The following is a 12390-nucleotide window of genomic DNA, read 5'->3' on the forward strand; positions in this document are numbered from 1 at the left end:
GGCTACTTGCGCCAGGTTGTTGTATGCGCGCTGTCAGCGCGTCGCTTCGCCAGTCAACGGGCTGCGCACAGCGCCAGCCAGTCGGGCGCAGTCGCGGCGAGCCGTTCGGCCAGCGTGCGGTATTTCGGGTTCAGCCGCGCGGCTTGCCAATACAGTGTGGAGGCGCTTTTCGGCTCCCACATGCCGGAGAAACCGGCGAGGCCTGCATCGGCTCGCTTCTTGTCGAAGGCAACGTGCGAGTGGACGTATTCCTCGTGCGTGCGGCTGCCGTCGGCATACGGCACGAGCCAATCGAGGGCGGCAGCGAGCGAGACGCCGTTGGCTGCGCGCTCACGTAGCCACTGCTGGCCGAAAGGCTGCACGGCAATCGCGGCCATCGTCAGCGGCTCGAGGTCATAGACGACGTAGTGAAGCGCGTCGCGGTCTTCAAAATCTTCCACCGACCCGTCCGGGCGCACGTTATTGGCGACCTGCTGCAGGAACAGGCGATGTACATGCGCGAGCAACGCGTGGTCACCCAGCGCGGCAGCCGACATCGCCATCAGCTTGATGCGATGGCTTTGCCAGTTGTTGATCCACGTATGGGACAGCGGCTGGCGGGCGGCATCGGTGCGGGCGATATAGCCTTCGGCCAGCGTACGCAGGAAGCGTTGCGTCTCTTCACGCGTGCTTGGCGTCAGGCCGTCGCGCGCAAGCATGTAGGCCTGAATCAGCGCATCGAACTTCGTCTCGTCGATCGGGTTGAAGCTCGGTACATACGTGCCGACCCAGGCGTGCAGGAAGGTGTCGACCTGTTCGGCGAAGCGCTTGTCGCCGGTGAGACGCCAGGCCATTGCGGCGTCGCGCATGACTGGGAAGTCCCGCGCGGCAACAACGGATTCGTCGTAGATGCCTTGGTGCGGCAGCGTACCTTCGGTATGCAGACGCGGCAGCGGGTGGGGCGTCTGCCCGAGGTGCTGAGTGGCACGGGCGATCAGCTTGACAGCAGCAGGTTCGCCGGACAGCGCGGGCGAAACGCTGCACCAATCGCGCGCCGGCCCCGCCGTATTGTGCGTGCCGGCGTACACCGATGCCGCAGCCCCCGCCTGTATCGGCGAGCACGCACCGCATACCGCGACAACGGCGGCACAGGCAAGCAAACGGAAGAGTGGGGCAGGCTGAAGCATCGGCATGGCAGGCTCTCGTCGATCGGGTGAACTGTCGTCACCATAAACGGCGAGGAACTCTGAAAACAGCGGCTGTGAGAGCAGGTTACAGGGGTTGCGCCACGTTACATATGACACGGCGGCGGAGCATGCCGCCCCGCCGCCGCGTTCATCTCACTTCGAGGGGCATCAGTCCTGCGCGTACTCGCTCATCGGCACGCAGGCGCAGAACAGGTTGCGATCGCCGTAGACGTTGTCGGCACGGCCGACCGGCGGCCAGTACTTTTGCTTGCGCAGCGATGCCACCGGGTAGGCGGCCTGCTCACGCGTGTACTTGTGCGACCAGTCGTCGGCCATCACCACAGCGGCGGTGTGCGGGGCGTGCTTGAGCGGGTTGTCTTCGCGGTCGAATTCGCCCGAGATCACCTTGTCGACTTCGCCACGGATGGCGATCATCGCGTCGATGAAGCGGTCGAGCTCCACCTTCGGCTCGCTCTCGGTCGGCTCGATCATCAGCGTGCCCGGCACCGGGAAGCTCATCGTCGGTGCGTGGAAGCCGAAGTCCATCAGGCGCTTGGCGATGTCTTCGTTGCTGATGCCCGATTCCTTCTGCAGCGGGCGGATGTCGAGAATGCACTCGTGCGCCACCAGGTCGTGCGCGCCCGTGTACAGCACCGGGTAGTACGGTGCGAGACGCTTGGCCACGTAGTTGGCCGACAGGATGGCCGTCTCGGTGGCGGCGGTCAGGCCCGCTGCGCCCATCATCGCGATGTACATCCACGAGATCGGCAGGATCGACGCCGAGCCGAATGCCGCAGCCGACACGTTGCCGATGTTCTGACTGGCGTCTTCACCCGAAGCCGCGCGCCCCGGGAGGAACGGTGCGAGGTGCGCGCCCACGGCCACCGGGCCCACGCCCGGACCGCCGCCGCCGTGCGGAATGCAGAACGTCTTGTGCAGGTTCAGGTGTGAGACGTCGCCGCCGAAGTGGCCCGGTGCGGCCGTGCCGACCATGGCGTTCATGTTGGCGCCGTCCACGTACACCTGACCGCCGTGGCTGTGCACGATTTCGCAGACACGCTTCACGCCTTCCTCGAACACGCCGTGCGTGGACGGGTAGGTGATCATGATCGCCGCCAGGTTCTTGCTGTGCTCGGCGGCCTTCTTCTCAAGATCGGCCAGGTCGACGTTGCCGCGCTCATCGCACGCCACGACGACGACCTGCATGCCGGCCATCTGCGCCGATGCCGGGTTCGTGCCGTGCGCCGACGACGGGATCAGGCAGACATTCCGGTGCGCCTCGCCACGGCTGGCGTGGTAGGCGTGGATGATCAGCAGGCCAGCGTATTCACCTTGCGAGCCGGCATTCGGCTGCAGGCTCACGGCGGCGTAGCCGGTGGCGGCGCACAGCATCTGTTCGAGCTGATCGATCATCTCGCGGTAGCCGACGGTCTGGTCGGCCGGTGCGAACGGGTGGATGTTCGAGAACTCGGGCCACGTCACCGGCAGCATTTCTGCGGTGGCGTTGAGCTTCATCGTGCAAGAGCCCAGCGGGATCATCGTGCGGTCGAGCGCAAGGTCCTTGTCGGCCAAGCTGCGCAGGTAGCGCAGCATTTCGTGCTCGGAGTGGTGTGCGTTGAACACCGGGTGCGTCAGGTACGCGCTCTGGCGCACCAGCGATGCCGGATACGCATCGGCCACGCCCGCTTCGGTCTGGTCGAAGTCCGGCGCGGCGGCGTGGGCGGCGTGCGCGAAGACTTCCCACAGCGCCACGACATCGGCGCGCGTGACCGTCTCGTCCAGCGAGATGCCCAGGCGGGTGTCGTCGATCTGGCGCAGGTTGATGCCGTGCGCCTGCGCAGCGATGTGCAGGTTGGCGGTGCGCGCGCCGGTGGCGACGGTCAGCGTGTCGAAGAAGGCGTCGGATTCCAGCGTGTAGCCGATCGCGCGCAGGCCGGCGGCCAGCGTGGCGGTCAGGCGGTGCACGCGCTGCGCGATGCGCTTCAGGCCTTGCGGGCCGTGGTAGACGGCGTACATCGATGCCATCACGCCCAGCAGCACCTGCGCGGTACAGATGTTCGAGGTGGCCTTCTCGCGGCGGATGTGCTGCTCGCGCGTCTGCAGCGCGAGACGGTAGGCCGGGTTGCCTTGCGCATCGATCGTCACGCCGACCAGGCGGCCCGGCATCGAGCGCTTGAACGCGTCGCGCACGGCCATGTAACCGGCGTGCGGGCCGCCGAAGCCAAACGGCACGCCAAAGCGCTGCGTGTTGCCGATCACCACGTCGGCGCCCCATTCGCCCGGCGCAGCCAGCAGCGTGAGCGCCAGCAGGTCGGCGGCGGCCACGACCAGACCGCCGGCGGCGTGCACGGCATCGGTCAGCGCCTGGTACGTCGCCAGATCGCCCAGGAGCGCACCGTTGGCGCCCGGGTATTGCAGCAGCACGCCGAACGCGTCGTGCTTGGCAGCGTCGGCCGCCGGGCCGGTCACCACCTGCACGCCGATCGGCTCGGCGCGCGTGCGAATGACTTCCAGCGTTTGCGGCAGCACGTCGTCGGCCACGAAGAACACGGTCGATTTCGACTTGCCGATGCGCTGCAGCAGCGTCATGGCTTCAGCAGCGGCGGTCGCTTCGTCCAGCATCGACGCATTGGCGATGTCCATGGCCGTCAGGTCGATCACCATCTGCTGGAAATTCAGCATCGCTTCCAGGCGGCCTTGCGAGATTTCCGGCTGATACGGCGTGTAGGCCGTGTACCAAGCCGGGTTCTCGAGGATGTTGCGCAGGATGACGCCCGGCGTATGCGTGCCGTAGTAGCCCTGGCCGATCAGGCTCTTGACCACGCGGTTCTGCCCGGCGATGCCGCGCAGCTTGGCGAGCGCCGCTTCTTCGGTCAGCGGCTGCGTGAATTCACCCAGCGGCACGCCGTCCTGGCGGCGGATGGCGGGCGGGATCACGGCGTCGATCAGCTTGGCGCGGCTATCAAAACCAAGTGCAGCAAGCATCTGCGCTTGCTCTTCCGGCGACGGGCCGATGTGGCGGTGCGCGAAGGCGTCGCACGCCTCCAGGGCGGCGAGGGTGGGGCGTTCGGCAGCAAGCGCCGAGGAAGCGGGGTGCGGAGCGTTCATGGCAAGGGCTCGAAATTCAGGCAAAGCGCCGATGTGCGGGTCAGGCACATCGGCTTCGGTGACCGGCTTAGCCGATCTTGGCGGCGTACTGCTCGGCCGACATCAGCGCGTTCACATCGTCGGCGTTGGTCGGCTTGATCTTGAACAGCCAGGCCTCGTAGGCGCCGGCGTTGACCGACTCGGGCGCACCCGCGGCGTCGGCGTTGTTGGCGATGATCTCGCCCGAGACCGGGGCGTAGATGTCGGAGGCGGCCTTGACCGATTCGACCACGGCAATCGCCTCGTCCTTGGCGACTGCGCGACCAGCGTCCGGCAGTTCCAGGAAGACGATGTCGCCCAGCGCGTCCTGCGCGAAGTCGGTGATGCCGATGGTCAGCGTGCCGTCGGCTTCAACGCGGATCCACTCGTCGTGTTCGGTGTACTTCAGATCGGCGGGGACGTTGCTCATGAAAGGTTTCTCCGGAAGATGGGTATTGGGGAATGCAGATTCGGTGTTCAGCTGACCAGCGCCTTGCCATTGCGCACGAACGGCAGTTTAACCACAGTCGCGGTCAACTTGCGGTCGCGAATTTCGACCTGCACGTCGGTGCCGATGGCCACGTCCTTGGGCAGGCGCGCCAGTGCGATGGAGAGCGACAGGCTCGGGCTGAACGTGCCGCTGGTGATCTCGCCGTCACCGGCAGCGGTGATGACCTTCTGGTGGGCGCGCAGCACGCCGCCCTTGTCGCGCAGGATCAGGCCGACGAACTGTTCGCGCTGGCCGCCGGCTTGCAGCGCGGCCTTGCCGGTGAAGTCGCGTTCGCTTTGCAGGTCGACCGTCCAGGCGAGGCCGGCGTCGAGCGGCGACACGTGCTCGTCCATGTCCTGGCCGTAGAGGTTCATGCCGGCTTCCAGGCGCAGCGTGTCGCGCGCGCCCAGGCCCGCCGGGCGCACGCCGGCCTGCAGCAGGCGCTCCCAGACGCCGGCGATCTGCGAGGCCGGGACGACGAGTTCAAAACCGTCTTCACCGGTGTAGCCGGTGCGGGCCACCATGATCTCGCCCACGTTTTCCACGGTGACGAAGCCCGCGTTGAACGGCTTGAGCGCATCGCCCACGGCCTGCGTGCCGGGCAGCGCGGCGTAGGTCTTGGCACGCGCGTTCGGGCCCTGCACGGCCAGGATGCCCAGCGGCTCGGCGCCAGCGTTGTTGTCGGAGCGGCGCGGCGTGATGGTCACGTCGGTGCCGGCGGCCGCGTTCTGCGCGACGATCCATTCCAGATCCGTCGGAGCAGTGCCGGCGTTGACCACCAGGCGGAACCAGTCTTCGCGGAAGAAGTAGACGATCAGGTCGTCGATCACGCCGCCCTTGGGGTTCAGCATGCAGCTGTAGAGCGCCTTGCCGGGCGTCTGCAGCTTGTCGACGTTGTTGGCGAGCAGCCCACGCAGGAAGTCGCGCACGCGCGCGCCGGTGAGGTCGACCACGCACATGTGCGAGACGTCGAAGATGCCGGCGTCTTGGCGCACGGCGTGGTGCTCTTCGATCTGGGAGCCGTAGTTGACGGGCATGTCCCAGCCGCCAAAGTCGACCATGCGGGCGCCCAGCGAGCGGTGGATGGCATTGAGCGGCGTGTGTTGGAGCGTCATGGAATCTCTCGGCTGAGCGCGCCGCCGTGGCTTGGGCGCGGCGCATGGATCGGGAACCAGAAAAGCAAAAAGGCCACCCGCGCAGCCTGATCCCTCATGGTGACGCCATGAAGATCAACAAGCTGCGCAGATGGCCCCTCTGTCCTTGGTACCTGAGAGATTGCGAAGCGGGGCGCATAGCGGTGCGCGCCGTTCGTGAGCCCCTTCGGTGGGCGCCCGCAGTGGTCGTGCGGCGCCAGCTCTCCAGAGTGCGGTCGGACGCATGTCCGCCGATCCGCCCGGTCCTGGATGCCTGAGAGTTTTCGGGTGCTACCCCTTCGGCGGCGCCTTGCCGTATACGGCGGGCACGCTCTCCCGGATGGATGGCGCGAATGTACGGAAGGGGGATGGGATTGTCAATTGGGGGGGGATTCGACGGTTTTTGAGAGGAGGGCCGGTTTTATGCTTTGGGTCCATCCCCCTTTCGTTCCCTGCCGGGACCGACTCACTTTTCTTTGTCTTGCCAAAGAAAAGTAAGCAAAAGAAAGGCGCGCCCGAGATGGCGAAAGCCTCCTCGAATTTTCGTAACCGGGCGGCGGCGGGGAAAACTCGCTGCGCTCAGACAGTTCCCCGCCTTTTTTCCGCCCGCTTACGAAAATTCAAGGCGCCATCAAGGGCAGGTACGTCAAAGGCCAAATGCCAAAGACAACGGCCACACCCTCGGGGCGCTGGCGGGATCGCCAAGCTCCAGGGGTGTGGCCGGAGTGCGGGTGTTGGCGGGTCGTGCTCTGGCTTACTTGCCGATCTGGCGGCTGACCTGGTTTTCCTGCTGGTTCAGCGTCCGCTGCTCCTGCTTGGTGATGCCGCCGCCATTCTGAGCCGCCATGTCGCGCTCTTCCTGGCGAATCTGGTGGTCTTCCCGGTGCAGCTGGCGCGCCTGGCCCTTGGTGATCTCGCCTTCCTTCACTTCGTTGTGGATGCGCCTGTTCTGGTTGGCAAGGCGGTGGTTGACCTCGGCGCGGCGCGGGTGGTCTTTTTGCCACTGCGTTTGGGCGAAGGCGCCGGTGGTGGCAGACAGGGCGACGGCGGTAACGGCCAGGGCTTTAACAATGCGGTGCATGGTGGTTTCTCCGGTGGGCGGCCGACCGATTCAGCCGCTGTCCCGTCCATAACGGCGTGCCGCGCCCGGCCGCTTACGGGGTTCGTGTAACGGCGCGTAAGCGGTGTAACGCCGGTGCGAAANGGGGGGGGGGGGCGCAAACGCATTCGGTGCAGTGTCGAGCACGTCCGTGGGGCCCCACGCGGGTGGCGCGGCACCGGCCCGATCGATGCAAAGACGCCGTGCTACCATCGCCCTCCGCTGTCGTTCCCGCCTGCTTTTTCTTCTGCCTGTTCCCCATGTCTTCCGGTCTCGCCCACGGGCTCAATGCTGCCCAATCCGAAGGTGTGCATTACCTCGACGGCCCCTGCCTGGTGCTTGCCGGGGCAGGCTCGGGCAAGACGCGCGTGATCACGCAGAAGATCGCGCACCTGATCCTGGACAAGGGCTTCGAGCCCAAGCACATCGCCGCCGTTACGTTTACCAACAAGGCGGCCAAGGAAATGCAGGAGCGTGTGGCCAAGCTGATGGACGGCAAGACACGCGAAGACGGCAAGCGCATTCCCATCAAGCAGTTGACGGTCTGTACCTTCCACTCGCTGGGCGTGCAGATCTTGCGGGCTGAGGCCGAGCATGTGGGCCTCAAGCCGCGCTTCTCGATCATGGATTCGGACGATTGCTTCGGGATGATCCAGGAGCAACTCGCGACCACCGACAAGCAGTTGATCCGCCGCGTGCAGAGCACGATCTCGCTGTGGAAGAACGGTCTCGTCGACCCGGACACCGCGATTGCCGAGGCGCTCGCCAACAACAACGTCGATGACCACCAGGCGGCGCTCGTCTACCGCAATTACGTTGCGACGCTGCACGCGTATCAGGCGGTGGACTTTGACGACCTGATCCGCATTCCTGCCGAGCTGTTCGCTCGCAATGAAGAGGTGCGGCTGAAGTGGCAGAACCGCCTGCGCTACTTCCTCGTCGATGAATATCAGGACACCAACGCCTGCCAGTACCAGCTGCTGAAGCTGCTGGCGGGCGGTTCGCACCTGCGGGCGCCGGCCTTCACGGCGGTGGGCGACGACGACCAGGCCATCTACGGCTGGCGCGGCGCCACGCTCGACAACCTCAAGCTGCTGCAGACGGATTTTCCGAACCTGAAGGTCATCAAGCTGGAGCAGAACTACCGCTCCACGGTGCGCATCCTGAACGCGGCCAACGCCGTGATCGCGCAGAACCCGAAGCTGTTCGAGAAGACGCTGTGGAGCGAGCACGGGATGGGCGACGCCATCAACGTGACGAGCGCCAATGACGAAGAGCACGAAGCCGAGAGCGTGGTCTTCAAACTCTCTGCCCACAAGTTCGAGCGTCGCGCGCAGTTTCGCGATTACGCGATCCTGTATCGCGGCAACTTCCAGGCGCGCCTGTTCGAGCAGATCCTGCGCCGCGAGCGCATTCCGTATGTGCTCTCGGGCGGGCAGAGCTTTTTCGACAAGGCCGAGATCAAGGACCTGTGCGCCTACCTGCGGCTGATTGCCAATGCGGATGACGATCCTGCGTTCATCCGCGCCATCACCACGCCCAAGCGCGGCGTGGGCAACGCGACGCTGGAAGTGCTGGGTTCGTTCGCGGGGCAGGCCAAGGTGTCGCTGTTCGAGGCGGCGATGATGGGCGGTATCGAAGCGCAACTCGCGCCGCGCCAGCTGGAGCCGCTGCGGGTGTTCTGCGAATTCATCGTGCGCTTGTCCGACCGCGCTGCGAAGGAGCCGGCCGCCACGCTGCTCGACGAGATGATGGAAGGCATCCACTACGAGGCCTACCTGTACGACACCTACGACGAGCGCCAGGCGCAGAACAAGTGGACCAACGTGCTGGAGTTCCTCGACTGGCTCAAGCGCAAGGGCACCAAGCCCGAGAAGGATGACGACGAAGAGGCCACCGGTTTCGACAAAGCCGATGGCCTGATGGACGCCGACAAAAACCTGCTGGAGCTCACGCAGACCATCGCGCTGATCAGCATGCTCGAAGGCAAGGAAGAAGACCCGGATGCGGTGCGCCTGTCCACGCTGCATGCGAGCAAGGGGTTGGAGTATCCGCACGTGTTCCTGGTGGGCGTGGAGGAAGGCATCCTCCCGCATTGCCGCGAAGACGACGACCTGACCGACGAGAAGATCGAAGAAGAGCGGCGGCTGATGTATGTGGGCATTACGCGGGCACAGCGCAGCCTGCATATCAGCTGGTGCAAGAAGCGCAAGCGTGCGCGCGAGACGGTGGTGTGCGAGCCGTCGCGCTATATCGCCGAGATGAAGCTTGGCGAAGACGCGGGGCCGACACCAGAGGACACCATGCCAGCGATGTCGCCGAAGGACCGGCTGGGGGCGTTGAAAGGGTTGCTGGCGGCTAAGAAGCCGGTGGTTTCGTGATTGGGTTTTTGGTTTTTGGTTTTTGGTTTTTGGTTTTTGGTTTTTGGTTTTTGGTTTTTGGTTTTTGGTTTTTGCGTTGGTGGTCCATCCCCCTTTCGTTCCCTGCCGGGACCGACTCACTTTTCTTTGTCTTGCCAAAGAAAAGTAAGCAAAAGAAAGGCGCGCCCGAGATGGCGAAAGACTCCTTGAATTTGCGTAACCGGGCGGAGGTGGGGAAAACTCGCTGCGCTCAGACAGTTCCCCACCTTTTTTCCGCCCGCTTACGAAAATTCAAGGCGCCATCTAGGGCTCAACGTCAAAAGAAAAAGGCCAACCCATCGTGCGGTTGGCCTTTGTCGTTTGAGCTTGCACCCAGATGGTGTGCCTTTTGCCTTTGACTTTCCCTGCCCTAGATGGCGCCTTGAATTTCTGTTGCAGGGAGGAAAAAGAGGGGAGGCTGTCTGAGCGCAGCGAGTTTGCCTCCCCTCCCTCCCTGCGACATAAATTCAAGGGGAAGTCGCCATCTCGGGCGCGCATTTCTTTGCTTACTTTCTTTGGGCAAGACCAAAGAAAGTGAGTCAGCCCCGGCAGGGGATGAAACAAGGGATGCACCACCAAGGCAAAAAACAACCAAAAAAAACCTACCCATGTCGCCGCGCCGCCAACCCCACCCCACTCACCAACAAAACCGCTGCAGCCACTTCAAGCCCATGAGGCAACCGAGCCTCATAGATAAACCCATACAAAAGCGCAAACACCGTCTCAAACACAATCAACTGCCCCGACAGTGTCAACGGCAACTTGCGGCTGGCCGCATTCCACAGGCTGTTGCCCAGCACAGACGCCCCCAGCGCCACGCCCATATTCACCAGCCAGAATATCCCCCACGCCGATGCGGGCTGCGCAGACGCCGTTGCCATGCCGGGCAGCAAAAACGCCGGCACGGCCAGTGCCAGTGACAGCACCCCGGTCGCGACGCCCGTCAACAGCGACCATTCGCGGCTCGTGAACTGCGGCCGCGCACGCAGGTACCGCGCATTGCACACCGCATACACCGTCCAGCACGCCAGCGCGCCCGCTGCCATCAAGAGCCCGATGAAATAGGTTCTGCCGCCGGCATCCGAATGCACATCGGGCGCATCCAGGTAAATGCACAGCACGCCCGCAACCGCCATCAGCAACGGCAAGGCCAGCTGACGCAACGGCAAGCTGCCGCGTTCGGCCGAGCCCGCGAGCGTGACCGTCACCGGCAACAGCCCGACGATGAGCGAGACCGGCGCCACGCCCGCGCGCTGCACGCCCCCCGCTACGCACAGGTAGTAAAGAATGTTGCCCGGCAGCGATAACAGCAGCAGCGCCACCCAGTCGCGCCGAGTCGTCTTGCGCCACAGCGTGCGCCACTCGGGCAGCGCCAGCACCAGCGAGAGCACGCCGTACAGCACATACCGCGCGGCCGACAGCGCCAGCGGTGAAAACTGCGGCAGCATCTTCGGCGCGACGAAGATGATGCCCCACAGCGCGCCGGCCGCAACGCCGTAACCGATGCCCGTGAGGTGGTCGCGCCGCGCGTCGTGCTGCCCGTGATGAAGCTGCGTTGCAGTGGAGGTGTCGCCAACAGCCATGGAGCGCCTGTCCGAAAAGATCAATTGAACCGGCACTCTGCGCGTGCGCGCGCCGCGCGTCTTGGTGAAGACGGCTGCGCTTTGGCAAAAACGGAAATGGGTCGGGCTAGCGGCGCACCGCTGCGGGCGTGATGCCGTGGGCCGCCTTGAGGTGGCGGGTGAGGGCGCTTTGGTCGTAGTAGCCGGTGCGCGCGGCAATCTCGGCGATGGGCAGGGCGGTGGTTTCCAGCAGCGTCAATGCATGCCGCAGCCGCACCTGCGCCAGATGCGCATGCAGCGTGGTGCCGTATGCAGCACGGAACAGCGTGGCGAGGCGACGCGCGCTCACGCCCGCTTCTGCGGCAAGCGCATCGACGGAGAGCGGCTCCGCGTAGCGGTGCTCGATGGCGTGCCATGCGCGCTCGGCACGCGCGTCGGGGCGTGCGCGGATCTGCGTGGATTGGTTGGCCGGATGCGCGGCCAGCGTCGCCAGCGCGAGCGATGACCACGCATTCGCCAGCGCCGTGTCGACGATGGGCGCGTCTTGCAGCCAGGTTGTCAGGGCGCGCAGGCCGGGCGTAAGCGGAAAGAACACGCGATCGGCCAAGCCGCCCAGGCTCGGGGCATCCACGGTTTGGCCGGGGATGTCGAAGACGATGAAACGGTTCGCGCCGGTGGCTTCAAACGCATGCGTGGCGCCCGCCGGGATGAGCGCGGCGTGGTGCGTGTCGACGCGGCCGCCGCGGCCGTCCACGTCCATCTCGAGGATGCCGCGTGCGGGCATCACGACCTGCATGAAGTCGTGCGAGTGCGGGGGCGCGGCCAGGCCGTAAGTGCGGAAGTCCAACATGGTGCCGCCGAGAATAGCACCGGCATCCGCCCAAAAAAATACCCGGCCACAGATCGTCTGCGCCGGGTCTCGGAACTTTCACGGAAAGAGGATCCGTGAGAAGAGGAACAGCCGCATCGTGCGCTGTCTGCATGACAGCGTCATGTCAGCTGCGCCTGCGCGCTCATTCCTCCTGGATCGTCACCTTGTTCGGATAGAACGCCAGATAGCCCGCCACTTCACGCGCGACGGGCTTGGGTTGTTCGTACGTCCAGACGGCGTTTTCAGCGCGCACGTCGCCAGCCACGATCGTGTAGTACGACGCATCGCCCTTGTACGGGCAATGGGTGTGATGCTGCGTGCGCTCGAGCAGGTTCATCTGCACATCGTCGCGCGGGATGTACTGCACGGGCGGGTACGACGCCTCGCGCAGCGTGCGGGCCAAATGCGTGCTGGCGATGGTGAAACCGTTGAGCGTCACCGTCACGCGGCGCGGGTTCGACTCGACGGTGATCGGGTGATTCGGATCGATATCGGGCATGCGGCACTCCTGCAGTTGGGCAAGGGAAGACGCTTCCACTGTAGC

At 64.9% G+C, this 12390-nt stretch carries 9 protein-coding genes and 2 riboswitches; of the genes, 1 reads left to right on the forward strand and 8 read right to left on the reverse strand.

The window, feature by feature from the left end; genetic code table 11:
* Positions 1–53 precede the first annotated feature (53 nt).
* From ACTJK4_RS01950 to ACTJK4_RS01970, 5 genes are all read right to left on the reverse strand, one after another.
* Positions 54–1172, reverse strand: a complete 1119-nt coding sequence (locus ACTJK4_RS01950; protein ID WP_440815654.1) for an alginate lyase family protein — start codon at positions 1170–1172, stop codon at positions 54–56.
* Between the two features lie 162 nt (positions 1173–1334).
* Positions 1335–4274, reverse strand: coding sequence for an aminomethyl-transferring glycine dehydrogenase (gcvP, locus tag ACTJK4_RS01955; RefSeq protein WP_440815656.1), 2940 nt, complete (start codon positions 4272–4274; stop codon positions 1335–1337).
* Positions 4275–4341: 67 nt separating this feature from the next.
* On the reverse strand, positions 4342–4722 hold the full coding sequence (gene gcvH / locus ACTJK4_RS01960) for a glycine cleavage system protein GcvH (RefSeq protein ID WP_045206806.1): 381 nt from the start codon (positions 4720–4722) through the stop codon (positions 4342–4344).
* A 47-nt stretch (positions 4723–4769) separates the two neighbouring features.
* Positions 4770–5897, reverse strand: coding sequence for a glycine cleavage system aminomethyltransferase GcvT (gene gcvT / locus ACTJK4_RS01965; protein WP_260803952.1), 1128 nt, complete (start codon positions 5895–5897; stop codon positions 4770–4772).
* A gap of 129 nt (positions 5898–6026) precedes the next feature.
* Positions 6027–6154, reverse strand: a riboswitch (glycine riboswitch).
* Between the two features lie 12 nt (positions 6155–6166).
* Positions 6167–6264: riboswitch (glycine riboswitch) on the reverse strand.
* A gap of 405 nt (positions 6265–6669) precedes the next feature.
* On the reverse strand, positions 6670–6996 hold the full coding sequence (locus tag ACTJK4_RS01970; RefSeq protein ID WP_232041362.1) for a hypothetical protein: 327 nt from the start codon (positions 6994–6996) through the stop codon (positions 6670–6672).
* A gap of 278 nt (positions 6997–7274) precedes the next feature.
* On the opposite strand from ACTJK4_RS01970, the gene ACTJK4_RS01975 reads away from it, so the two are divergent.
* Positions 7275–9395 (forward strand): UvrD-helicase domain-containing protein, encoded by a 2121-nt coding sequence (locus tag ACTJK4_RS01975; protein WP_440815660.1) that lies wholly within the window; start codon positions 7275–7277, stop codon positions 9393–9395.
* Between the two features lie 620 nt (positions 9396–10015).
* On the opposite strand, the gene ACTJK4_RS01980 is transcribed toward ACTJK4_RS01975, so the two are convergent.
* The 3 genes from ACTJK4_RS01980 to ACTJK4_RS01990 form a co-directional block, all read right to left on the reverse strand.
* Positions 10016–10996, reverse strand: coding sequence for a DMT family transporter (locus ACTJK4_RS01980; RefSeq protein WP_440815662.1), 981 nt, complete (start codon positions 10994–10996; stop codon positions 10016–10018).
* Positions 10997–11102: 106 nt separating this feature from the next.
* Positions 11103–11825, reverse strand: a complete 723-nt coding sequence (locus tag ACTJK4_RS01985; RefSeq protein ID WP_440815665.1) for a helix-turn-helix domain-containing protein — start codon at positions 11823–11825, stop codon at positions 11103–11105.
* 163 nt (positions 11826–11988) lie between these two features.
* Entirely contained in the window at positions 11989–12345 is a 357-nt protein-coding gene (locus ACTJK4_RS01990) for a DUF427 domain-containing protein (RefSeq protein WP_316868143.1), read from the reverse strand.
* Between the last annotated feature and the right edge of the window lie 45 nt (positions 12346–12390).

Origin of the sequence: Ralstonia sp. 22111 (genome assembly GCF_052045895.1) — a bacterium.
In the GTDB taxonomy this organism is placed as follows: domain Bacteria; phylum Pseudomonadota; class Gammaproteobacteria; order Burkholderiales; family Burkholderiaceae; genus Ralstonia; species Ralstonia wenshanensis.

Coding starts and splice junctions, on each gene's coding strand:
- ACTJK4_RS01980 (WP_440815662.1), bottom strand. CDS start 10,996: ATGGCTGTTGGCGACACCTCCACTGCAACGCAGCTTCATCACGGGCAG.
- ACTJK4_RS01970 (WP_232041362.1), bottom strand. CDS start 6,996: ATGCACCGCATTGTTAAAGCCCTGGCCGTTACCGCCGTCGCCCTGTCT.
- ACTJK4_RS01975 (WP_440815660.1), top strand. CDS start 7,275: ATGTCTTCCGGTCTCGCCCACGGGCTCAATGCTGCCCAATCCGAAGGT.
- gcvP (WP_440815656.1), bottom strand. CDS start 4,274: ATGAACGCTCCGCACCCCGCTTCCTCGGCGCTTGCTGCCGAACGCCCC.
- ACTJK4_RS01985 (WP_440815665.1), bottom strand. CDS start 11,825: ATGTTGGACTTCCGCACTTACGGCCTGGCCGCGCCCCCGCACTCGCAC.
- ACTJK4_RS01990 (WP_316868143.1), bottom strand. CDS start 12,345: ATGCCCGATATCGATCCGAATCACCCGATCACCGTCGAGTCGAACCCG.
- gcvT (WP_260803952.1), bottom strand. CDS start 5,897: ATGACGCTCCAACACACGCCGCTCAATGCCATCCACCGCTCGCTGGGC.
- ACTJK4_RS01950 (WP_440815654.1), bottom strand. CDS start 1,172: ATGCCGATGCTTCAGCCTGCCCCACTCTTCCGTTTGCTTGCCTGTGCC.
- gcvH (WP_045206806.1), bottom strand. CDS start 4,722: ATGAGCAACGTCCCCGCCGATCTGAAGTACACCGAACACGACGAGTGG.